Source organism: Thalassoroseus sp., from assembly GCF_984380535.1.
The window spans coordinates 90,309-113,746 of sequence record NZ_CFHRBF010000013.1; the positions used below are offsets into that span (position 1 = coordinate 90,309).

Annotated in this window: 23 protein-coding genes; 13 read left to right on the forward strand and 10 right to left on the reverse strand. The window is 54.6% G+C overall.

What is annotated here, in order from left to right; translation table 11 throughout:
- Nucleotides 1-136: 136 nt before the first annotated feature.
- From bioA to AC5DDB_RS18530, 5 genes are all read right to left on the reverse strand, one after another.
- The gene (gene bioA / locus AC5DDB_RS18510) at nt 137-1,513 is read right to left on the reverse strand and encodes an adenosylmethionine--8-amino-7-oxononanoate transaminase (RefSeq protein WP_491741238.1); all 1,377 of its coding nucleotides are present in this window, start codon (nt 1,511-1,513) and stop codon (nt 137-139) included.
- Nucleotides 1,510-2,112: an alpha-ketoglutarate-dependent dioxygenase AlkB gene (locus tag AC5DDB_RS18515; protein ID WP_491741239.1), complete on the reverse strand. Its 603-nt coding sequence runs from the start codon at nt 2,110-2,112 to the stop codon at nt 1,510-1,512. Before AC5DDB_RS18515 ends, bioA begins: the two co-directional genes overlap by 4 nt.
- 5 nt (nt 2,113-2,117) lie before the next feature.
- Nucleotides 2,118-2,609: a gluconokinase gene (locus tag AC5DDB_RS18520; RefSeq protein ID WP_491741240.1), complete on the reverse strand. Its 492-nt coding sequence runs from the start codon at nt 2,607-2,609 to the stop codon at nt 2,118-2,120.
- A gap of 43 nt (nt 2,610-2,652) precedes the next feature.
- Nucleotides 2,653-3,642, reverse strand: a complete 990-nt coding sequence (locus AC5DDB_RS18525; RefSeq protein ID WP_491741241.1) for a malate dehydrogenase — start codon at nt 3,640-3,642, stop codon at nt 2,653-2,655.
- Nucleotides 3,643-3,766: 124 nt separating this feature from the next.
- A complete protein-coding gene (locus AC5DDB_RS18530) occupies nt 3,767-4,555 on the reverse strand; it encodes a type III pantothenate kinase (protein ID WP_491741242.1) in 789 nt (262 codons plus the stop codon).
- A gap of 439 nt (nt 4,556-4,994) precedes the next feature.
- Between AC5DDB_RS18530 and AC5DDB_RS18535 the strand changes: the two genes are divergently transcribed.
- Entirely contained in the window at nt 4,995-5,702 is a 708-nt protein-coding gene (locus AC5DDB_RS18535; protein ID WP_491741243.1) for a peptidoglycan recognition protein family protein, read from the forward strand.
- Nucleotides 5,699-6,574, forward strand: coding sequence for an alpha/beta hydrolase (locus AC5DDB_RS18540; RefSeq protein WP_491741244.1), 876 nt, complete (start codon nt 5,699-5,701; stop codon nt 6,572-6,574). The genes AC5DDB_RS18535 and AC5DDB_RS18540 overlap by 4 nt, the downstream gene beginning before the upstream one ends.
- A 63-nt stretch (nt 6,575-6,637) precedes the next feature.
- Here AC5DDB_RS18540 and AC5DDB_RS18545 read toward each other — a convergent pair whose 3' ends face one another.
- Both AC5DDB_RS18545 and AC5DDB_RS18550 read right to left on the reverse strand, forming a co-directional pair.
- Nucleotides 6,638-7,114, reverse strand: a complete 477-nt coding sequence (locus AC5DDB_RS18545) for a DinB family protein (RefSeq protein ID WP_491741245.1) — start codon at nt 7,112-7,114, stop codon at nt 6,638-6,640.
- A gap of 31 nt (nt 7,115-7,145) precedes the next feature.
- Nucleotides 7,146-8,963 carry a sensor histidine kinase gene (locus AC5DDB_RS18550; RefSeq protein ID WP_491741246.1) on the reverse strand — a complete coding sequence of 606 codons (1,818 nt, stop codon included), beginning with the start codon at nt 8,961-8,963 and terminating at the stop codon, nt 7,146-7,148.
- 248 nt (nt 8,964-9,211) lie between these two features.
- Between AC5DDB_RS18550 and AC5DDB_RS18555 the strand changes: the two genes are divergently transcribed.
- Complete coding sequence (locus AC5DDB_RS18555; protein WP_491741247.1) at nt 9,212-9,535, forward strand: hypothetical protein; 324 nt, start codon at nt 9,212-9,214, stop codon at nt 9,533-9,535.
- A 13-nt stretch (nt 9,536-9,548) separates the two neighbouring features.
- On the opposite strand, the gene AC5DDB_RS18560 is transcribed toward AC5DDB_RS18555, so the two are convergent.
- On the reverse strand, nt 9,549-10,409 hold the full coding sequence (locus AC5DDB_RS18560) for an SMI1/KNR4 family protein (RefSeq protein ID WP_491741248.1): 861 nt from the start codon (nt 10,407-10,409) through the stop codon (nt 9,549-9,551).
- A gap of 21 nt (nt 10,410-10,430) precedes the next feature.
- The gene (locus AC5DDB_RS18565; RefSeq protein WP_491741249.1) at nt 10,431-11,861 is read right to left on the reverse strand and encodes a sigma-54-dependent transcriptional regulator; all 1,431 of its coding nucleotides are present in this window, start codon (nt 11,859-11,861) and stop codon (nt 10,431-10,433) included.
- 15 nt (nt 11,862-11,876) lie between these two features.
- Between AC5DDB_RS18565 and AC5DDB_RS18570 the strand changes: the two genes are divergently transcribed.
- On the forward strand, nt 11,877-12,056 hold the full coding sequence (locus AC5DDB_RS18570) for a hypothetical protein (RefSeq protein WP_491741250.1): 180 nt from the start codon (nt 11,877-11,879) through the stop codon (nt 12,054-12,056).
- Between the two features lie 880 nt (nt 12,057-12,936).
- A complete protein-coding gene (locus tag AC5DDB_RS18575; protein WP_166825192.1) occupies nt 12,937-13,509 on the forward strand; it encodes a helix-turn-helix domain-containing protein in 573 nt (190 codons plus the stop codon).
- A gap of 394 nt (nt 13,510-13,903) precedes the next feature.
- Here AC5DDB_RS18575 and hpt read toward each other — a convergent pair whose 3' ends face one another.
- Nucleotides 13,904-14,422: a hypoxanthine phosphoribosyltransferase gene (gene hpt, locus AC5DDB_RS18580; protein WP_491741251.1), complete on the reverse strand. Its 519-nt coding sequence runs from the start codon at nt 14,420-14,422 to the stop codon at nt 13,904-13,906.
- A 104-nt stretch (nt 14,423-14,526) separates the two neighbouring features.
- On the opposite strand from hpt, the gene AC5DDB_RS18585 reads away from it, so the two are divergent.
- From AC5DDB_RS18585 to AC5DDB_RS18620, 8 genes are all read left to right on the forward strand, one after another.
- Nucleotides 14,527-14,952, forward strand: coding sequence for an arsenate reductase ArsC (locus AC5DDB_RS18585; RefSeq protein WP_491741252.1), 426 nt, complete (start codon nt 14,527-14,529; stop codon nt 14,950-14,952).
- A 66-nt stretch (nt 14,953-15,018) separates the two neighbouring features.
- Entirely contained in the window at nt 15,019-15,786 is a 768-nt protein-coding gene (locus AC5DDB_RS18590) for a class I SAM-dependent methyltransferase (protein WP_491741253.1), read from the forward strand.
- Between the two features lie 159 nt (nt 15,787-15,945).
- Nucleotides 15,946-19,956, forward strand: a complete 4,011-nt coding sequence (locus tag AC5DDB_RS18595; RefSeq protein ID WP_491741254.1) for a DUF1549 domain-containing protein — start codon at nt 15,946-15,948, stop codon at nt 19,954-19,956.
- Nucleotides 19,946-21,358: a DUF1501 domain-containing protein gene (locus tag AC5DDB_RS18600; protein ID WP_491741255.1), complete on the forward strand. Its 1,413-nt coding sequence runs from the start codon at nt 19,946-19,948 to the stop codon at nt 21,356-21,358. The genes AC5DDB_RS18595 and AC5DDB_RS18600 overlap by 11 nt, the downstream gene beginning before the upstream one ends.
- Nucleotides 21,359-21,525: 167 nt before the next feature.
- Nucleotides 21,526-21,912: a 30S ribosomal protein S16 gene (gene rpsP / locus AC5DDB_RS18605; RefSeq protein ID WP_491741256.1), complete on the forward strand. Its 387-nt coding sequence runs from the start codon at nt 21,526-21,528 to the stop codon at nt 21,910-21,912.
- Nucleotides 21,913-21,938: 26 nt separating this feature from the next.
- Nucleotides 21,939-22,634, forward strand: coding sequence for a tRNA (guanosine(37)-N1)-methyltransferase TrmD (gene trmD, locus AC5DDB_RS18610; protein WP_491741257.1), 696 nt, complete (start codon nt 21,939-21,941; stop codon nt 22,632-22,634).
- 46 nt (nt 22,635-22,680) lie between these two features.
- On the forward strand, nt 22,681-23,043 hold the full coding sequence (gene rplS / locus AC5DDB_RS18615) for a 50S ribosomal protein L19 (protein ID WP_491741258.1): 363 nt from the start codon (nt 22,681-22,683) through the stop codon (nt 23,041-23,043).
- Between the two features lie 3 nt (nt 23,044-23,046).
- A complete protein-coding gene (locus AC5DDB_RS18620) occupies nt 23,047-23,427 on the forward strand; it encodes a YraN family protein (protein ID WP_491741259.1) in 381 nt (126 codons plus the stop codon).
- Nucleotides 23,428-23,438 lie beyond the last annotated feature (11 nt).

Here is a 23,438-nt window from a genome sequence, read left to right on the forward strand (position 1 = left end):
TATCGTGGTCTTCTGAGTCTGTGAAAGACCTAGAAATCCTGTACGTTCTGGCTTCCACGAGACAGAAATCGCTACGATCAAAAGTCAGCTGTTCTAAGATAAACGTCTGCCGATCGGATGGCAACATTGGGATGAATCACGAGGACGGGCTTCCGAACGATTTGGTCACTGCATCGATGGACTCTACGGTGACATCGACTAATCGTTCCAATGATTCCTGTGGCATCGCCGGTGCTGGCATCAGCACAACCACGTCACCGAGCGGACGGATGATAACTCCGCGTTCGCGAGCAGCGACTGTGACTTCGTGCCCGATCCGTAATTCGCTAGGGAAAGATGTCATCATGGGGCGGTTGGCCACCAGTTCGATGCCCACCATCAATCCCTTTTGGCGAACCTCTGCAACGTGCGGATGATCGTCCAAGATAGCCAACCGATCGTGTAGCAACGCGGCGTTCTGGTTGATCTGTTCGAGCAGGTTGTTCTCTTGAAACAATCGTAAACTCGCGAGTGCCGCTGCACATCCGAGCGGATTTCCTGTGAACGTGTGGCCGTGGTAGAAGGTTCGCCCTTCGGATGGCTCGCCTAAAAACGCCTCGTAGATCTCGTCAGTCGCGAGCGTTGCCGCCAACGGAAGGTATCCCCCGGACAACCCCTTCGCGACACAGAGAATATCCGGCGACACATCTTCTTGTTCGCAGGCGAACATTGTCCCAGTCCGACCAAAACCGACGGCGACTTCGTCTGCAATCAACGGAATTCCATGGTCTGCAGTCAGCTTGCGGAGATGTTTCAAGTAACCCGGTGGATGCACCCAGATGCCGGCGGCTCCTTGCACGAGCGGTTCCACGACCACACCGGCAATTCGGTCGGCATGCTCTTTGATGACGTCTTCAGCTTCTTGAAAGCACCATGCCAAATACGCTTCCTTCGTAAGTTCCGGAGGATGATGCAACGCCACCGGTGCGGGAATTCGCAGTGTCTTGAACAGCAAGTTTCGATAGATGCCATGAAACAAAGGCATTCCGCCGACACTTACCGACCCGACCGTGTCTCCGTGGTAGGCATCCCCCAGACACACGAACAGATCTCGGTCCGGTTCGGGAGTCGGTTTCTGTCGATGGAATTGGTAGGCGATTTTCAAGGCCGCTTCAACGGCAGTCGAACCGCTGTCGGAATAGAAGACTTTCGTCAAACCCGGCGGCGACAGTTCGACTAACTGCTTGGCGAGTTCGATTGATGGTGTGTTCGATGATCCTAATAACGTCGAGTGGGAAACGCGATCAATTTGCTCTTTGATGGCCGCGTCGATGGCCGGTACGCGATGACCGTGCACATTGCACCACAACGCCGATATACCATCGAGATAACGACGACCTTCGACATCGATCAAGTCGAATCCGTCCGCCCTTTCGATGATCGGTACACCTTCCGCTCGAAAGGCGGACATCGGTGCAAAGGGATGCCAAACGTGCTCGTTGTCCCATTGTCGCAGTGTTTGCGGATCGGTCATGAATTCGTTTCAAAAGCTCGAAGCGTAATGGAAATACGGCGGTGTTTCGCACGTGTCGACTTTGGGACTTCATGCGTCCAAGCCAGATTCGTGGAGTAGGGCACGACAATAACAGTTCCATCTGGCATGGAGATGTCTTGAAAACCCTGTCCGCCGTAGGGCCGCAGTCGGAAAGTGCGTTCTTCACCGAGTGAAACCGTGACTATCGGTGCGTTCTCGATCATGTGGGTTGTTGAATCACGGTGCTTTCCAATGTAGTGCCCGAGTTGGGCGTCGTACCAGTTGAGAAGCAACCCGTTCAGTCGCGTATCGACCGCCTGACATGCCCATTGCCAAATGGATATCAGTCCTTCGGGAATCGGCAGACCACGACTGACTTTTCCGGAGAAATGATAGTCTTCACCGAACGCCTGCTGCCAACGCGGAATCTTAACGTTCCGCCCGTGGAGAAAAATCTCGGGATAATCAGCCGGATGCAAATTCCATAGGGTTTCGAAATCGGCGGTTTCTTCGCGAACATTCGGCGGCAGTGTCGAGACATACACACCGTGTTCGTCGTCGAGGGGGCGATATTGGAAGACATCATCCAGCGGTTGCATTCGGACTACGTTTTCAGCTGAAGCCGTTCGATGATCTCATCCACAATCTCCGGAATCGACGGAGTCACGTCGACCTGGAGAGCGTCTGCTGGTATCTCCAGAGTTTCGAATTGGCTTTGCAACAAAGACGACGGCATAAAATGCCCGCGACGTTTCTGCATTCTCGATTGAATCAATTCGAAAGACCCGTGCAGCAACACGAACCGTACGCAGTCATCGGCCGTTTGCAGAATCTTTTGGTAATCGTGTTTCAGAGCAGAGCAGGCTAGGATAACGCGAATGTTCTTGGCGCAAAGTTCGTCGATCGTTTGTGCCAACGCTTCCAGCCAAGGACGTCGATCATCGTCATTCAGCGGATGACCGCTCGACATTTTCTGGACGTTTGTTTCAGGATGATAATCGTCGGCGTCGACGAACGGGCTGCCTAATCGCTCGGCTAAAGCCCGTCCGACGGCCGTCTTACCAGATCCGGAAACGCCGGTGAGCGCGACGATCACAACGTTTCTCCCGAAGTCGAAAATGAATGCATACTGCTTGCGATTACGGCAGCAAGTCCTTGACGGTGTCTCGTTCTTCTTTGAGTTCCGCAATCGTGGCGTCGATCTTGGCCTGAGCGAATTCGTTATGCTCCTGCCCTTGCACGATGCTCCAAGTCGAACCGTCACTGGTCAGCGGGAAGGAACTGATCAATCCCTCGTCGACACCGTAACTTCCGTCCGAACAAATCGCGGCACTGAACGTCTCTCCCGCAGGTGTTGGGCGAATCACACTTTTGACGGTATCCAAGCAAGCATTGGCCGCCGACGCTGCGCTGGAAGCCCCGCGGGCTTGAATCACGGCGGCACCACGTTTTTGGACGGTCGTGATGAAATCGCCTTGTAGCCATTCATGATCGGAGATGACATCTGTCGCCGGTTTGCCACCGATTTCCGCGTGATAGAAGTCCGGGTATTGCGTGGCGGAGTGGTTCCCCCAAATGGTGACGTTTTTCACGCTCGAAACGGGTTGCCCGGCTTTCTGAGCAAGTTGCGTCATCGCGCGGTTTTGGTCGAGCCGGGTCATTGCGTACCACCGATCACGTGGGACATCGGGAGCGTTCGCCATCGCAATCAGACAGTTGGTGTTACACGGATTCCCGACAACTACCACGCGAACATCTTTCGCCGCAGATGACGCGATGGCTTTGCCGGTGCTGGTGAAAATCGGGCCGTTGACACGAATCAGATCGCCCCGTTCCATACCCTGTTTCCGAGGCACACTCCCGACGCATAGAACCCAGTTGCAATCGCCAAAGCCTTTTTCGAGATCGTCGCTGCTGTGTTTCTCCACGCCAGCCAGCGTCGGGAACGCACAGTCGTCGAGTTCCATTTCCACGCCGTCCAACGCCGGCAACGCGGGTGGAATCTCGACAAGATGCAAAATGACCGATTGATCGGGACCAAACACCTCGCCCGATGCCAAACGGAACGCCAATGCATACCCGATGTTACCGGCGGCTCCGGTGACAGCGACTCGAATGGGACTAGACATGGGACGACGCTCCTTGATTTTCGTTGAGTTGGCGGATCGATGGTGTGTTGCTTGCTCTTTTAACTGGTCAGCTGTCGGCAAGCAAGCGTCGAAACTGGGCATCTTCGTGGGGATTCAATCCCGGCTACCTCGATGGGTTTTGCAAAGCCGCTAACGCCAGACCTTGAAGCGCCAGATGCGGTGCATGCATTGCATCGGGAAAATAGGGACGCAACAACTCGGAACCGCCGCCGGTGAGGATCAACGTCGCTTCGCTCTCCGGCGGCATTCCCAAAGATTGATTGACCCGCGAAACCAACTCCCGCACCGCACCGATCTGGCCCCAGAACAAACCGCTGCGGAGTGCAGAGCGGGTTTCGTTACCGATGGGGGCCGGTTCGGATTCATGCAATTCGTCAATCGGAATCAACGGCAACAACGCGGTGTATCGGTGTAACGAACGAGCCGCCAATTCGAACCCCGGCAAAATTGCTCCACCGACAAATACGCCATCCTTGGTAACGACGTCCACCGTCGTCGCGGTTCCGGAATCGACAATGATGACAGGACAATGCGGGACACGAATGCGGTTTGCCGCCAGTGCGTTCAAAACCCGATCAATTCCCACTCGCTGCGGCTCTAGCAAATCAATTGGCAACCCGATTTCCGTGGGGGAGGTAATCTCGTGAGGCGACGAATAATTCCCAGGCCAGGCTGCTAACAAATTCGTCTTATGACTCGGATTCGTCGTGGCAATCACGCTGGAACTTCCGCACCACTCCGACCAACTCGCGATCTCAGACCAGGGAAAAGGTTGGTCCGCACGTACGCTCCGGGACCGGAGACACGTCGGTAGGCTGTTGGCAGCTTCTATCTGAAACAATCCCACCTTATTAAAACTGTTGCCAACATCGATCGCCAGCACAACGCTCATCAATTCGATCCGGTCAAATGGTTGTCAACGAATCACAAAAGGAGAACGATAACGCACGGCCCGACGATTGATCCACTCCGTGTGTTCGAAAGTAGTCGAATACCGCTTGGTCGCTGAAAACGACGGATATCGGGTTCAATGCACCATTTGGAGAACCTGGGAGGTTTACGCCAGGAATAAGGCAGGTTTTCCGGGTCTCCTAACCTAACCAATTTCCGTAACCAGAACTCCCACGGCCCTGAGAAAACGATTTCGACGCGAAGCGATCTGGATCGGCGAAAGACGCCGTTGACACTCTTTCCGGTCACCGGTAGATTCCAACTCGTCCTTGGTAGTTGCAAAGCCTGGGCGAATGAAGAGTTTAGGGAGTGTAACGGTCAGGCGGACCGGGAGATTCAAACAAGGTGTAGGAATCGGGTCGGCCACAGTGAGTTTGACGATGCGAAGTCTTGTTCTCATTGTAACTTTCACACTCCCGGCTGCGGGGTGTCCGGCGGAATCGGCCGATGCGGTCTCGTCGACATCTTCGACTTCCCTGGTCGATGTCGTGTCGACCTCATCGGATTCACCAGCCGCTCAACCCATCGAGACGAAAGCGTCTCACCGAACTACCCAACCAGATCCACCAACGACGGATTTGGAAACGGTCGCGAATCCGAGTCAATCGGCTCGTGACTGGACCGCGATTGTGGTGCATCATACGGCAACGGAACAAGGGAATGTCGAAAGCATTCATCAAACGCACTTGGCCCGGAAGTGGCTGGGCATTGGATATCATTTTGTGATTGGCAATGGCCAAGGCATGGAAGACGGTCAAGTGGAAGAAACGTTCCGGTGGCGTGGGCAGATGCACGGCGCTCACGCGGGACGGAAAGAGTATAACGAACATGGAATCGGGATCGCCTTGATCGGAAACTTTGAAAAGACAGCTCCCACGACCGCCCAAATCGAGTCGCTCACGGGATTGGTGACGCGACTTTCGGACGACTATCAAATTCCGCCGGATCGGATTTTCGGTCACGGTGACCTCAAGACAACCGCCTGCCCCGGACGGTTATTCCCTCTCGCGGATCTTCGCTCGGCTTTCCGAACGGAACCGCAAACGGCTGATCGGCCTGAATACGCATTCGAAGGATCTGCACGATGAACTCCCGCTTTAGCGATCAATTTTGGTTGCACCACCAGGGCGAATTGGACTCCACCGAGCCGTCCGTTCCGGCGCCGCAATTCTGGACCAATCTCCGGCCTGTCGGGGAGACTCCGACCAACAACACGCCAGAGTTGGACGCGATGGTCGCCGAAGATTGCCTGGGGTTGGCCGACGAGCTGAATACCGACGAGGGCCCCTGTCGTTGCGTCGTGCGAAACTTGCATCCGCGACGACGACCGACCGGCTTGTTTCTTCCAGAAAAATACGAGCCGAACTACGCTTATCCGTTGATTCTGTGGTTGCACGGCGACGGCGGAACCGAGTTCGAGATGTTCTCGGGGATTTCCGGCATCAGTTCCCGGAACTATATCGGACTGTCACTACGCGCTCCGGAAAAACAGGAATCCGGCGGGTACAGTTGGGACCGTTCGCCGGAGGGATTGGCGAAACTCGAATCCGAGCTGTACGCCACGGTTTGCCAACTGCGTCGGGTGTTCAACGTGCATAGCGAGCGTGTCATCCTGGCGGGTTTCGATACCGGTGCGACAACCGCAATGCAACTCGTGCTGCGACATCCGGAATGGTACGGCGGAGTTGTGTCGATGTGTGGGGAACTGCCGACATTAATGGACTTCCAAAATCTGCCCGGCTCGGAAACCGGTGAAGTCGAAACGCGACGGGCCCTGTTAATCGCCGGTGATGCCGACGACGAGTGCTCGGCAATCAATGTCTTGAACGCAAAACGCGTGTTGCAAGCCGCTCCGCTCGACGTGACAATCGCCATCGAATCCGGCGGGCACGAAGTGACTCGTCCGATGCTTCGTCAGATCAACCACTGGATTATGAACGGCTTGTACGCGACGGTCTGATGCTAGGATTCAGGAAACAGGGGAAACATCAACGCTGATTCCTGATCTGTGACACCTGACCAATCATTCCCAACACCCCAGCGCTTTCCGGACAATGATCAATTGGCCGATGTGGTAGGCATTGTGGTCTGCGACGAGCATGGCTTCACGCAGAATTGTTTGTCCATCGCCATGGGGAATCGGTACGAACAGATCGGTTGACGGGTCACAGACAAGTTCTACCATCGCTTTTCGATCCGCGAGAAACGACGCGATACTGGCGTCCCAAGCTGCGTCGTCCGCTGGGGCTTTCGTGGGCGGCCAATAACCATCGGGGAATACCGGCGAAACGTGGGAAGCATCTCGGCTGAATTCCAGAATGTCCCATTGGCAAAGTCGAAGATGCTCCAAAAGTTCCCAGGGCGAATGTTCGACATTCGATGGCGTCAGACCGCGGAACTCGCTTGGTAAATCCGCAATGGCATTTTCGAATGAGATATGAGCGTGGCCCGTCTCAATCAACCACACCAATTGCTCGCGAAGTTGCTGAATTTGATCCATATCGGGTTTCCTCGTCGTCTCGCCTGAGTCATCAATCGAGCGAACGACTTTCTAAAGAGACGTCAGCTGGAATTGCCCGTGGGAGCCGAACTTTAAACGTGGTGCCTTCACCCACTTCACTGGCTAGGCTCACACTACCGCCAAAGACCTGCGTTAGGTGCTTGACAATCGACAAGCCCAGCCCCGTGCCACCCAATTCTCGAGAGCGAGCTTTGTCGACTCGATAGAATCGCTCGAAAATTCGCTGGTGATCTTGCATGGGAATCCCACAGCCAGTGTCTTGCACCAAGATGACGATCTGATTCGATTCCGCATACCAACCAATTGTGATTTCTCCCTCACTCGGCGTGTACTTGAGCGCATTGTCTACCAGGTTGTCCAGAATCGTCCGCAGACCCTCTGCGTCTGCATTGACATAGAGTATGCGGTCGGAGGCTTCTAAATTCAGCCGGACATTCTTCGCGTCCGCCCGTTGCTGGATACCTGATAGAACCGACTCGGCCAGTTCATCGAGCGGCACCGGCATGAGATCGAAGACTTCATGACCGGATTCAATTTTTGCAAGGCTCAACAAGTCGAGAATCAACGTGTGTAACCGATCGACTTGATCTTCAATCTGTTCCAGAAATCGCCGGTTGACCGCTTCATCCTCTAATGCCCCATCCAGCAAAGTGCTGGCGTATGCCTGAATGGACGCCAACGGCGTCTTCAATTCGTGGGAGACGTTGGAGACAAAATCGCGGCGAAGATTTTCCAGGCGACGAAGTTCCGTGACGTCGTGAAAGACCAGCACAACTCCCGGGCAGGGATTTCCCGGCAACGCATTCGCGAACAATTTCACATCTTGTTGGCTTCGCGACAACTGAATTTCCGCGGATTTCGAGGACTCTCCACGCAGAGTTTCCCGTACGAGATCAATCACTTCCGTTTTTCGAATAACTTCGAATACCGGCCGCCCGACCACTTCCGTGCTCGAGATGTCGAAGAAACGCGCGACCGCTCGGTTGGCGAATAGGATACGAAAGGACTGATCGACCGCTAGCACACCTTCGACCATACCGGCGAGCACCGTTCGCAGTCGTTCGCTGTTCTCGGCAACCTCGCGATTCTTGCGTTGCATCTCTGCGACGCGATCGGCAAGTTGATCGCTCATCGAATTGAAAGCCTGCGTGAGCGTGCCCACTTCGTCCCGTGTTGTCACTGATACCTTTTGAGCCAGATCGCCCTTCGCCATTCCGTCGGCGGCTTTGGTCAGACTTGTCAGCGGGCGAATGACCTGCGAGACAGCAACACCCAGAACCCCCAATGCACCAAGTGCGGCCACTGCTGCCACGAGCCAAATTCGTCCGGAGATCATCGCCACATCCCGATGGATCGCGGTGAGATCCGTACTGACCTGCACATATCCAGTTCCGTCTTCTCCACTCAACCGTCCGGCGACAAACATGCGATCGGGTTCCAGCGGATGACTTTTCTTCGGAAAAATCGCCCGACCAGTGCGAGCGGCTTCCCGGATTTGCTGCATGGGTAGCGGCTTGAAACGAAAATGATGACCTTCCGACAGACGAACCACCGGCGTGTCGTTATGATCAATCAGACATAGCCCCAATTGCCGTTCTCGGGAAAGTTCCTGCAGTTGGTGAAGCTGATTATCCGCGATCTCTCCAGACCAATCGTCGCCAATCAGCAAACGCACCGCAGTTGCAGTGTCGAGCAGACGCTGATGACATTGTTCCTCGGAAACCGCGGACTGCGTTGATGTTGCCACATATGCGATGAGTACGGTCGATACCGTCGTCAAAATCGCGTATCGCAAAAACAGCTTCCAGAACAGCGAGGATTTGAGCACGAGACGTCTCGGATGGGTGCAAAAGAAATTTCGTCGGGAAGTCGACTACAACAAGATCCTGGCCACTGTACGAAACTGGAAAACCTGCCGACAATACTCCGGCTGTCTTTGTGAATCATTCTTCAAAATAATTCCCAGAGATATTCGGTGCTTCATCGCAGCGACAAGAAATTTGGTCCACCTGATTTCCCTGCATAGCAAATTCGGTATAATCGGGCGAAGTCTCTGTTCCGGACCGGAGCCTGATAATGAATCGGATCGTTGTCGAACGTGACCTCGGCGGATTGTGGACGGCGTGGTTTTCTGAGTTGCCCGAAGAGGTCCAAATTGGGCGATCACAAGGCGAGGCCGTTCGGCGGTTGCTGTACCGAACGCGGGACCGTCGAAAACCAGCCCGCGACATCGTGATTGATTCGTCCGCCTGTCATGATGGGCATTTGGAGTTCATTGTCTATACCGCAGCGAAACCAAGTGAGTGTCCCGATTGCGGCGGAAGCGGAAGTTACGTCGGTCTCAATGTCATTGAGGCATGTCAAACCTGTTCCGGGACCGGGGTAGCTGTGCCGACGTAAAAGGTACTTGTTCTTAAAAGAGTTGCGATTTCAACCGGTTGAGGACATCTTTGCTGCGGGATTCGAACAAGACGTAAACCGGAACTCCTTCGTTCCGAGTGTTCTTCCACGAACCGTCGCCATCCTGGATCGATTCCTCCTCGACAATCCCATCCGTGTCTTGCGGCTGTAGATGGAGTGTGTACGTGGTAAGCGGGTTCGGTCGGTACGGCGCGATTCGTGCCCAATCCGCATCTAACGGTTGTGGCAGCAGAGTTTTGCTCAGCCGGATGCCTTCCGGAGTCTCTTCGCGTTGAAAGAACATCAAACGATCTTCGAAGACACCGAGAATCTGGTCGATCCGAGCCGATGTGCCCCAGAGCCGACTAAGATCAATCGATTCCTGCGCTACCGTTTGTAAGTCCTCGGTTTCCTGCCAGTTCACCAGCGGTTCGGTCGAACGGGTCAGGAAGGATTCCAGGAACTCCGTCACGGAATTTGCTGCGAATCTGGCATCACCTGGATCGGAGAAATATTCCAAGACGAGTGGTTCGTGTTGGGGACCATGACGGTTGTAGTCGAGGAAGTACGCCCCACCTAATAAGTGTTCGTGACAGAAAACGAACACTCGGCTGGGGTCGTAATTCTCGACTTCGTCTTCCAAATCCCACTCGATCCACTCCCGCTCTTCCTCTTCCAAAGGCTTGATATCATCGAGCGGAAGAATTTCAAGTTCGCATCGATTGACGTATCCCCCGTTCCGCAGAGTCAGCAGTTTTTGCAAGATCGCCGGAAGCGCGACTTGGGTTCGGGACTCCCAAGCAGAGATGTCTGCCCTCGCGATGCCCGAGTCGTCGGCAGAGTCACGCCAAAATTGATTGATGTCGAGAGGCATCGATGACCCTCAGTTCGCAATCTACGGTTTGACACCCTCTGCACCGTAATCTTTGATTTTGCGGTACAGTGTACGTTCGCTGATACCCAGCGTGTTCGCGGCTTCCTGGCGGTTCCCTTCTGCGAGTTCGAGTGCACGCTCGATATAATAGCGTTCGACATCCTCCAAGGTTTGACCGATCAAGTGTTCCGTGCCGACGGCTTGTTCGAGGGGCGTGTCATCAGATTCGCCTTGTACGCTTTCGCGGAGTTCCATCGGTAGATCGTCGACGTCGAGCAATCCATCAACGTCGAGGATCAACATTGCCTCGATGGTGTGCCGAAGTTCACGGATGTTTCCAGGCCAGTGATACTTCATCATGATCTGCCGGGCCGCTTTGGAAAACCCATGACACTCCTTGCCGGTCTTTTCAGACAGTTCGCGGAAGAAGTGATCCATCAGCAGCGTGATATCCCCGCGACGTTCCCGTAGCGATGGCAGTCGGATCGACACGACTTTCAAGCGGTGATACAGGTCGATGCGAAACTTCTTCTCCTCAACCATCGTTTTCAGATCCGCATTGGTCGCAGCGATCAGACGCACGTTGACTGGGATCTCTTCGTTGGACCCGAGCCGCGTGATTTTTCGGTCTTCGAGCACGCGAAGGAGTTTGACCTGAGTGTCCAACGGCATCTCACCGACTTCGTCGAGGAAGAGTGTTCCACCGTTGGCGTATTCAAATTTGCCGATCCGTTTGGCGGTCGCGCCGGTGAACGAACCTGGTTCGTGTCCGAAGAGTTCGCTTTCCAAGATTGTCTCGGGAATCGCAGCGACGTTGATCGGTACGAAGGGCTTGCTTTTGCGGTTGCTGTTCTGGTGAATCGCCCGCGCGACCAAATCTTTCCCGGTGCCGTTTTCGCCAGTGATCAAACAACTCGCATCGGTCGGTGCGACCGCTTTGAGCCGTTCGATGACTTGCTGCATCTGGGGGCTGTTGCCGATGATGCCTTCGAAACCGAACCGTTCATCAAGTTGCCGACGCAGTTCCTGGTTCCGGCGAATCAACCGCAGTCGATCGGCCGCATGAATGACGGCGTCCTGCAATTCTTTGACGTCTAATGGTTTGAGAAGATATGTATACGCACCGTGTTGCATAGCGGTGACGGCAGATTGAATCGAACCGTGTCCGGTGAGCAAGATCACACCCGCGTCGGGCAGTTCTTCTTTGGCCTTCCGCAAAATTTGTAAGCCGTCGATGCCTTCCATCTTCAGGTCGGTGATGACGACGTCGTAGGTTTCGCTTTCGATGAGTTGAGCCCCCTGCTGTCCGGAAGCTGCAACCGTACACTCGCTGCCCGCGCGCTCTAGACACTCAGCGACGGTTTGGCCATGGGCTTCGTCGTCATCGATGATCAATACGCGAATGGGCAGGTCGGCGGAATCGTTTGTATTTTTCTTTTTCGCAGCGGGCATGGAAGCAGAACAATCATGGAAACCAGCGGGGTAGCCGCGAAGCGGCCGGGCGTTTCCGCATATTATGCCGCTGAAGTGCCCAAAACGGAACCGGTCAGTCTCGGGTTTCTCGATAATCCGAAACCAAGACCTGAACTTCCGGTCTCAGGCGACTTTTCGACGCCGTTCCTCAATGGGAATGCGAAACTGGTGTGAAAAATCCGCCAAAATCTGTTCCCAAGATTACAACGATTTTGCTTCGAATCAATTTTTCGAAATCGCTTGTCGGTCAAAATATACCGGTTCTAACGCCTACGCAGAAGCTGCATTGCCAGGGGAAAACGATGGTTTTTGAATCAAGCTCTCGTATTCGCCAGGGGAAACGGTGTTATTAGGCATGCGAACTGCTTAGACGAATTGATCGTTCGAATCGGGAAATCGCTTCGAGAGCAAACAAGCGGAAGTCTGTCAAGACAAACTCGCTAAAGAAGTCATAACCAGCGGAACGATACAATGTATTAGATGACCAACTCCAAAACTTCCTGAGAATCGTCTCTCAACAATTGTAAGGCGAAGTTTCAGGATGCGGAAGATGCGGACATCGACTTGGGGGGTAGATACAGTATCGGTTTCCGGCCGGGATGGTCGCAGGATCGCGTTGTGCTTTCATCGAAAGTTCGCGTGATCAAGCGAGCGTTGCGATCGGTCCGGTAGTGTCCTGCCGCTGAAACTGACAACCTTTGGCGATTGGTTGTTGGTCCTGCCTTGCCCCTTCCCGTTGTGTCAAGTGCGATTTGCACTGCCGCGACAGCTTGTGATTTCGATCGATGGATTCCTTTTCACGCACCGGTGGGGACTGAGCGTTCCTGCTTGGTGTCGCAATGTCAACCAGGAGAAATCGGGTTTTCGCCGAAAGCCCAATCCACCTTGATTCGAACCCCAACCCAATGACCGCAACGGCAATGTCCGTCATGGAGCCTGGTCTTTTTAAGACCCAGAACCGGCCAGGAAGTGCCAACCGTTGTGTTAGGGGTGAGTATCCGGAGGGCCCGACAAACCCTCTTTGTTGGCATGATCGATTATTGGAGAGCCCGCGATGAGGACGATCTTCACTACTGGACAAGTAGCCAAGATCTGTAAGGTGGCACCTCGCACTGTCAGCAAATGGTTTGATTCTGGCCGTCTTCGTGGATACCGGATCCCCGGTTCCCAAGACCGCCGAATCCCCCGCGAACACCTAATTCGTTTCTTGAAAGAGCACGGCATGCCGCTGGGCGAACTCGAGGACGAGGCCATGGGCAAGGTGCTTCTCGTGGGGGCCGATGCCCCAGTGCGAAACAGCCTGACAGATATGATGGGCGAGAACGATTTTAAAATCGAATCCGCCGCCAGTGGGTTTGAGGCTGGTATTCAAGCCGAAAGCCTACACCCTGACTGCGTGGTTGTGGACTTCACCATGGGCCGTAATGAAGCCCTGATGATTGCCCAAAACCTCAAACGCAACAATGAATACACTGAGACGGTCCTCATTGGCTTATTAAGCGATGAAGACAGTCAAAGCGGTTTCGACCGCACTCTGTTCAACGAGACTTTTCGGAAGCCTTTCGACGCTGCCCTGTTGGCCGAACGGATTCGGACATTGGTCGGTCGCAAAAAGCAGATCGCCTAATCGGACGCATTCGAACGCTGTCGACGGGAATGGCCCCACGGATTGCTCGCCTGCGAGCAATTTCTTCGGACTATCGAAGCGACGATGTTCCAACGCCCCGATGCCAAGCGATTGCTTGTGGATGGTCCGCCCAGGTTTCAGGGACGGGGCCCAAGCAGTTCATCCTGCATAACGACCAAACTCGTGAACGGAAGCTCGAAGTAAAGCTCGCGATGCGTCGCGATTGCGAAAATATAGATTCCGTTTAACCGGTTCACGGCAAATCCGCCGCGAACCGGTTTTTTTGCTGCGCTATCTTCGTCGTGTATCCCCGTTTTACCAAGCCGACCGCACACGGTCGGTCCGCCGACATGTCAGCGGCTTAGAGGGATGAAGTTCAATGAAGTGACGACAATTACAGATCACCATCTTCCAACACGGCGATGTGTGGCAGATGCCGGTAATGGTCGTTGTAGTCGAGTCCGTAGCCGACGACGAATTCGTCCGGGATTTCGAACCCGACGTAATTCGGTTGAAGATCCACTTCCGTCCGTTCGGTCTTCCATAACAGCGCTGCGGTCCGGAGTGACTTGAGATTCTGCGCACTCAAATGTTCCATCAGTCGCGACAGGGTCCGACCGGTGTCCAGAATGTCATCGACAAGCAGCACGTTCCGATTGGCGATGTCTGGAAGCAGTGAGAAGTCGACCGTCAGTTCTCCCGGCCGAGTCGCGGTGCCGCGGTAACTCGAAGCTTGAATCAATCCAATTTGGGTTGGCGTCTCGATCTTGCGGACGAGGTCGGCGAGGAAGATCAAACTTCCTGTAAGAACACCGATTACGGTCAACGGTTCGTCGCCGATGTCGCTGGTGATCTGTTCTCCGAGATGACGCACCCGGTCGGCGATTTCCTCGGTTGTTAAAAGTGTCTTCATAAACGGACTTTCGCCGTGGTTTGGATTGCAAAGGAGCGCGAAGTCCGCATGATATCAGCGAGATTCCGATTCACCAATTCACCCCGCCTGGGAGCGCGACGAAAATGTCCAAACGAGTTCTGATTCTATGCACTGGAAACTCGTGCCGCTCGCAAATGGCGGACGCTTTTTGGAACCAACTCGGCGAAGGTGAATGGAAAGCCGACTCCGCAGGTTCCAAACCGGCAGGCTATGTGCATCCACTCGCGATTGAAGTGATGCAGGAAGTTGGCATCGATTTGTCGAACGCCGAGAGTAAGCATCTCGATCAGTTTCTCAATGAGCAAATCGACTTGGTGATCACCGTCTGCGACAACGCCAACGAAGCTTGTCCGACGTTTCCGAATGCGGCGGAAAAACTCCATTGGCCCTTCGAGGACCCCGCCGACGCCACAGGCTCGCACGAAGAAAAATTAGTCGTGTTCCGCCGCATCCGCGATGAAATCCGTGCGAAGATCGGGGAGTTTCTTGGTAAAATCGAGGGGCGTTAGTAAAGGACTGGTGGAGGAATCGAGTTGTTTGGTTGGTTTCGACGCAAGAAATCTAGTGCCGACTCTATGGCACCGGATGAGAAAGTTGACGTCTGGAGACCCCCGCTGCTAACCGAATTACGAGCGGAGGATTGGAACAGTTCCCCGTACTGGCAAGCACATTACGCTCGATTGTTTTCCGAAGAGAACGCGTGGCGATGTGAATTCGCGGTTTACTGCGAAGTCGACCAACTCATGCGGATGCTGATCAGTGCTGGCGAGTTGCCCCGATCGTCACCGACAAAGCTTCTCGATGCCGGTTGCGGGATCGCTTTGCTTCCTCAGGTCTTGGCTTATTGGGGATTCGAAGTGACGGCTGTCGACATATGCCCTGCAGCAGTCGAGTTCGCCATGCGTCACCGGTCGACCGAAGCCGACTTAGCCAAATGCATTCCGATCTGGCAGTCAGATGGTAATTCTCTCGGTACTTGGACATTAGTCGAAGATCCGTCCCGCTCACTCGAACGCTTGCGGGAATTCCAATCCCCGGGTGGGGTGGTGAATTACTCCGTTGGCGATTGGTTCACGTTGGACTTGGCAATTGGCGGATTTGACGTGATCCACTGTCAGAACAGTTTGCGGCGTTCAACGGCAGAATATTGGCGGCGATCCCTGCTTCGGTTCCATGAATTGTTGAAGCCGGGTGGAGTGTTGTTGCTGCAAACGGTTAATGTCCTCGAAATCCATGAAGAAGTCTTCAATTTGCTCGATCAATGTGGCTTCGTGGAACACCTTCCCGACACCAACCGAAAACCATCCAGCAAGTATTTCATTAGCATTTGGCCGACTGGATAAGATTCACTTCGACTGTGTCTCAACAAGGCAGAATAACAGTCAACGCATTGACAGCCATTGATTGTTCCCGGTATGTGTGGAGCAACTATCCGCGTGTCGGTTTTTCTGATTGCCGAGTTCTTCACGGTCCGCAGAGCGTGATTTGTCGGGACGGTTGTTATGAGATGTTTCTTGTTGGTTGGTTTGGCGTTTGGCTGCGTTTCGTCCGTTGGTCTGGCGAATGATGCGGCGAAGCTCGAATTCTTCGAAACCAAGATTCGCCCTGTGCTCGTCGAACATTGTACGGGGTGTCATAACAGCCTTGATAAGAAAAAGGGCGGGTTGGCTCTCGACTATCGGCAAGCGGTGCTTACGGGCGGGGACTCGGGCGAGATCATCGTCCCGGGCAAGCCCGAGGAAAGCGTGTTGCTATGGGCATTGCAGCACAAAAATGGTTACGAGATGCCCGCGAACGCTCCGCAGCTGGATGCAGTGATCATCCAGGACTTCGCCGAATGGATTCGCACCGGGGCGTACGATCCACGTTTGACCAAACCGACCAAAGACGATTTGAAATCGAACAAGTCGTGGGAGGAAACTCGCGAGGAACGCAAACGCTGGTGGTCGTTCCAGCCGGTGAAGGAACACCCGGTTCCGCAGGTCGACGATGATGAGTGGTCAGGCACGCCGATTGATCGATTCGTATTTGCACGCATGCATGAAGCAGGTTTGTCGCCCCAACCGCTGGCCGACCCAGCCACGTTGATTCGCCGCGTCAGTCTGATCCTGACCGGTTTGCCACCCACGCCTGAACGCACCGCCGAGTTTCTGGCTAATCCGTCAGAGGAAGCGTATGGCAAGTTGGTCGATGAACTCCTCGCGTCCAATGCGTTCGGGGAGCGGTGGGCACGACATTGGATGGACTGGTACCGCTACGCAGAAACGCACGGCAGCGAAGGCGACCCGCCGATTCCCTATGCGAGCGAGTATCGCGAATACCTCATCCGTGCCCTGAACTCAGATGTGCCTTACGACCAACTCCTGATCGAACACCTCGCTGGCGACTTGCTCGAAAACCCGCGTCTCAACCACGCACTCGAACTTAACGAATCCGCAATCGGCCCGGCACATCTGCGAATGGTGCCGCACGGCTTCGGTGTGACAGACGCGTATGGCGAGCAGATCACGTTCACCGATAACCAAATCGATGTGATTTCCAAGGCGATGCTGGGCGTGACCGTCTCATGTGCGCGTTGTCATAACCACAAGTTCGACCCCATCAGCCAGAAGGATTTCTATCGGCTGTTCGGCATGATGATCAGCAGTCGCCCCTCGACCGTACTAATCGACACCCCCGAGAAACTCGCCACGAACACATCGGATATTCAAGAACTCAAAAAGGAAATTCGTCGTGAGTTGAGCACGTTCTGGCTGAGTGAAGTCGACAAAATTCCCGATCGCCTCAAAGACATCGACGAAAAACTGAACGACATCGATGCCATCCGCGACCCGCTTGGGCTTTGGCAGGTCTTGAGTAATGTCTCACCGGACAAATACCCATCGGTCGTGGAACAACACCAAAACGAAATACGTCGCATCGACACGCAAAATGCCAATGCGATTGCAAACGCCGAGTTCTACTTCGATCTCCGTGATCCAAAGCAAGCGGACAAATGGTTCACGAACGGCAACGGGACGACCTACGTAGCAAGCCCAGCGGGATCGTTCGCCTTGCAACCGGATGGAGACGGTGTTGTTCGTGGCATCTACCCGCGTGGGGTATTTACGCACCTCGTTTCAGACAAACATGCTGCCGTGCTGAGTTCGGTGGATGTTGTCGCCAGTGGTCAAGGAACTTGGGTACGAGTCGCGGGGAATCAAGCGGAGTTGCGAGTACCGGTTCGGAATTATCCACTGACGCACGGCGGATTGCACCCCGCGACGGCGATCAACAATGCGTCGACGCTCACTTGGAAATCCACGCAACCGAAGTGGAATTATTGGCTCGGCGAAAAGCTTCACTATGAGTTACGAACCTCGAAGGATACCATCCCACGTGCCGGTTCCGCTGATCGTTCCTGGTTTGGAATCGCGGAAATCTACGCTGGCGAGAACCCGCCGGAAGCTTTGGGGGCATCCTTACTGCGAGTCATGAACAACCCGGATTCGCTCCGTGATCGTGGTTCACTCGCGCAGGCTTATCAAGAAACCACGCGAAGAATTCTTCATGAGTGGCACGACCAAGATTTGTCCGACGCGGAAGCTGAGTTTCTCAATCGTTTCGTCGAGATTGGATTGCTTTCCAACTCGATTAGTGAATTGCCGAATTCTCTGCAGGGATTGATCGAGAAGTACCGGCGACTTGAGGCGGAGATTCCGATTCCGCGACGAGCACCCGGGGTGTTGGATGTCGCACCAGTTGCCCAACCGTTTCTCGTTCGGGGAAATCAAAACCAGGAGACGGAACCAGTTCACCACCAGTTCTTGGAGGTCATTTCGGAAGCCCCCTTTGCGGACGATCGCCCCACACGGTTGCAGTTGGCGGAGTGGATGGTCAGTCCCGAGAACCCACTCAAATCGCGTTTACTGGTCAACCGATTGTGGGCGTATTGCTTCGGTCGTGGAATGGTTTCGTCGGTCGACAATTTCGGTCGATTGGGAAGCGAACCCACCCACCCCCAACTGCTCGATTTCCTTGCACAGGACTTCGAGCGAAACGGCTTCTCGATCAAACACGCTCTCCGGCAACTCGTCACCAGTCGGGCATTCCGCTTGGCCAATTCCGCGTCTGCCGCCACATTGGAACGCGATCCGATCAATAAGTGGTTGTCGTTTTACCGTCCGAGACGATTGGACGCCGAAGCCATTTACGATTCAATCGGGCAACTTGCCGGCGATGGTCGACGTGCCGTGCGACTGCCGATCGTGCGAAATCGTCTGAATCCCTTTCTAGCGGTGTTCAACGCACCCGTGCCGGTGTCAACAGTCGGTAGCCGCACTCACGCTGATGTGCCTGCTCAATACCTGGCTTTGATGAATGGTACAATCGTCGAAAATGCGGCCGATGCCTGGTCGAAACGCATCCTGCAAGACACCACGATGGATTCACCAGCAAAGAAAATCTCTGCGATGTACCGGCAGATCTACGCCCGCGGTCCGTCCGAGGAAGAATTGGAACTCTTACAAGGCTATCGGGATGGCGGTCGTGAACTGACGGGACAGGTAGCCGAACTCGAGACACAAGTTCGCAAGACCGAAACGGCTCTCCAGGATGCTCGGCGCAATTGGGCCGACTGGTTTGAAGGACTACTGCCCAAAGAGGATTCTCATATCGAACCAGTAGCGTCTGTGGATCTCGAACCGATCGCTCGCTGGGATTTCGAAAAAGACGCCCATGATTCCGTCGGAGGCTTACAAGGTCGACTGATCGGCGACGCACGTGTTGAAAACGGTGCGTTGGTCCTGAACGGCGGTTGTCTAATGACCGCTCCGATCCCGAAGCCTTTACAGGCAAAGACGCTGGAAGTTCTGGTCCAACTCGACGGACTCGATCAGCGTGGCGGGGGGGCGATGTCGGTGCAAACACTGGATGGTCGCTTCTTCGACTCGATTGTTTACGCGGAGGCGATTCCGAACCGTTGGTTGTCCGGCAGCGATCATTTCGCCCGGACCAACCCGCTGCCGGGAGAGTCGGAATCTCAAGCCGGTGACCGGGCTGTCCATCTGGTTTTTGTCTACGAACCTAACGGAACGATCCGCACTTACCGTAATGGCGAACCCTATGCGAAGCCATATCGAAAAGCGGGTCTACGGGAGTATGCTGCCGGGGAGTTTCAGGTGCTCTTTGGCCTACGACACGGGAACGCACCGACTGGCGGTCGCGTTCTCAAAGGGCGGATCGAAGCCGCTCGGCTGTATGATCGTGCTTTGACTGTGGACGAAGTTCAAATTGCGAACCGGTCGATCCCTGGTCGCGGGCCAAGTGAGGCCGAGATTTTTGCCAACCTGTCACCGGTTCAGCAGGAAAGTTGGAAGACAAGACGTGCCGAACTCGATCGGCTTCAAGCCGACCTGATGAAGCAGAAAGAACAGGTTGCCAGGCTGCGAAAGAGTCCTCGTCTGCGGAATGACGGTTACTACGCGATTGCTCATGCTTTGCTGAATTCGAAGGAGTTTCTGTATGTTCCCTGATACATCAAACCGACGCGACTTCCTCAGGGCGGCCACCGCTGGCGTGAGCGCATGGGCTGCATCCGGGTTGATCAACTCCGCCGTCGCAGCACCGGCGGCTTTGCCGGAGATGCATCATCCGCCGAAAGCGAAATCCGTGATTTTGCTCTACATGTCCGGCGGTTTTTCGCATGTGGACTCCTTCGACCCGAAGCCGCTATTGCGGAAAATGCATGGCGAACCAATGCCCGGACGTGTGGAACGCACGCAGTTCGACAATGTCGGAAAGATTCAGCAGTCGTACTGGCAACATCGAAAATACGGTGAAGCCGGGATCGAGATGACCGATCTCTTTCCTAAAATCGCTAGCCATGCCGATGATTTGGCGATCGTGCGTTCGATGACGGCGAACTTCTCCGAGCATGCCCAGGCGAATTTTTTCTTTCACACCGGGTTTCCGTTTCTCGGACACCCCAGTGCCGGCGCCTGGGTGGCCTACGGGCTTGGTACAAACAATCCGACTCTGCCACCGTATGTCGTGCTGAGAACCGACCGCAGCGGCATTCCCCACGGTGGCGTCAGTTTGTTCGGGAACGGTTTCCTCCCCGCGAATGCGGGTGGTTCCATCTTCAATCTCACCGACAAAAATGCGGTTCCCAATATCACACCGAGTATTGCACGGCAGCAACAACGCACTGCGCTCGATACCATTCGTCAGCTCGATCGCGGTTTTGCCGATCGCGTCGCCGTTGAACAAGCCGTGATGGATTGCGTCGCCAATGCGGAGACTGCATTCGAGATGCAACAAGCCGTCCCCGAGCTCACGGATATCACCGGCGAACCGCAACATATTCACGAATTGTACGGTGTACCCGATGAGAACCCACATACGGCACAGTACGGTCGCCAATGTCTGATGGCTCGGCGACTAGTCGAACGAGGCGTGCGATTTGTGGAGTTATCGTGCAGCAGCGTTCGTATTGGTGCGGGGAACGATGCAAATCCCTGGGATCAGCACGGCGACATTGAACGTGGTCATGGCGCGATGGCGACACAAGTGGATCGACCGATCGCCGGTTTGCTGACAGACCTCAAGCAACGTGGTTTACTCGATTCAACTCTCGTCATCTTCGCCGGTGAATTCGGACGGGCTCCATTTGCGCAAGGCAATGGACGAGACCACAACCCATACGGATTTAGTCTGTGGTTGGCAGGTGGGGGAATGAAAGGTGGAACCGTCTACGGAGCGACCGACGAGTTTGGCTATCACGCGATTGAGAATAACGCCACAATTTACGATCTTTGGGCCACAGTATTGCACCAACTTGGCATTGACCACGAACGGCTGACATATCGTTATAGCGGTCGAGATATGCGGCTAACAGATGTTCACGGGCATGTCTGGGAAGACCTTCTTGTGTAGAAAGTGTTGACAAATTCGAGAATTTCCCTCGACTCTTAAGGTTTCAAAACCTCTCTGCCTTGCAACCCAAGCATAGACGGCTACAATCTGCGTTTTGATCAGTGGCGAGATTTCGTCCCAACTGTGGGGATTTTCGCCGTGAGAGTCACTTCAGTGAGGAGTTTAGCGTGGCAGTTCGCATTCGGATGAAGCGGATGGGACGCCGCCATCGGCCGTTCTATCGCATCTGTGTGATGGATGCGCGGCGGCCGCGTGACGGCAAAGCGATCGAAGAGGTCGGCTTCTATGATCCCATGGTTCGTGACAAGAGCCAACGGGTTCGGATGGATCTGGAACGGGTTGATCATTGGTTGGGCGTAGGTGCTCAGCCATCCGAGAAGGTTGCCGTTCTGATCAAGAAGTTGCGGGAGGATAACTGGGGTGAAGCGGCTGCTCCGCCACCACTCACGCCTCCAAAAGCTCCGCCAGAACCGGAACCTGCTGCCGAAAGCTCAGAAGAGTCGGCTGGTGAGGGTGAAGAGTCGGCCGCGGAAGGCGAGTCGGCTGAAGGTTAGGTTGTGGGGCAGGCAGGCGGATTATTATGCGGTTCGATGTGCTAACATTGTTTCCGGAAATGTTCGCCGGCTATGTCTCGAATGGTTTGCTTCGGCTAGCGATCGAACGTGGTCTCGTCGATGTTCAACTCTGGAACTTCCGGGATTGGGCAACTGGCTTGCGGCGAAATGTCGATGACCGTCCCTATGGCGGCGGTCCTGGCATGTTGTTGTCGTGTGATCCGATTTATCAGTGTGTTGAGTCGGTTCAGGCGGAAGGCGAAGAGCCTGGTCAGTTGGTGATGTTGACTCCGCAAGGTCGGCCGCTGAAACAGTCGGTCGTGCGAGAGTTGTCGGAGTACCAACGGCTTTTGCTGTTGTGCGGTCGTTACGAAGGGTTTGACGAGCGGGTTCGGATTGGCCTGAAGCCGATGGAGATTTCCGTCGGCGACTTCATCGCAAACGGTGGTGAAGTGCCAGCGATGTTGCTGATCGATACCGTGATTCGCCTGATTCCCGGAGTGCTGGGCGAGGAGACGAGCAGTCAGTTCGAATCTTTCGCCGACGAAGGTTTGTTGGAGTACCCTCAGTATACGCGGCCTCGTGAGTTTCGCGGCATGAGCGTTCCTGAAGTGTTGCTCAATGGTAACCATCAAGAGATTGAGGATTGGCGGCGAGTTCAAAGCCAACTCCGTACAAAAGAGCGGCGAAACGACTTAATTGACGGTCAGGCTGGCTCGTAGTTTTTTGACGATTTGAATTCGTATTTAGTAGCGAGACGCGTGAATCATGCAAAATCCTCTTTTAGTCGCAGCCGAGCAAGACAGCCTTCGCGACGAACCGATCAAGTTCGAAATCGGTGACTCGGTCGATGTTCACCTGAAGATTTTGGAAGGCAACAAAGAGCGAATCCAGGTCTTCAGTGGCGTTGTGATTGCCCATCGTGGTGAAGGCACCCGTGAGATGTTCACGGTGCGGCGGATCGTGGCTGGCGAAGGTGTCGAGCGAACGTTCCCCGTCAACTCACCAAAGATCGACAAGCTCGAAGTTGTGCGTCACGGTGTTGTGCGACGAGCGAAACTGTTCTACTTGCGTGACCGCGTCGGTAAGGCAACTCGTTTGGCCGAACGACGTCCAGCGAAAAAGTCATAGGTCGTGCGGCGTTGGTTCAGCCGGCTGTTTGGGGACCGTGGCGAGCGACAAGCGGCTCGGTATCTCCGTCGACAGGGTCTGAAAGTTATCGCCCGGCAATACCGTAATCGCTTCGGTGAAATCGACATTATCGCGCGTGACGCCGATCGAATTGTGTTTGTCGAGGTCAAGACTTGGCGGGTTCCCAAGGGTGGGCTTCCCGCCGATGCTGTCACTCCCGATAAACAGCGTCGCATTTCTCAAACCGCGACAGCATATCTCAAACGTCGAGGCTTATTCGGCCAAGTGCCGGTTCGCTTCGACGTTATTGGTATCGTCTGGCCGGACCACGAGGAACCGTCGATCATCTGGTATCAGAGTGCGTTTGAATCGACGATTGCTTGACTCCCGAAATC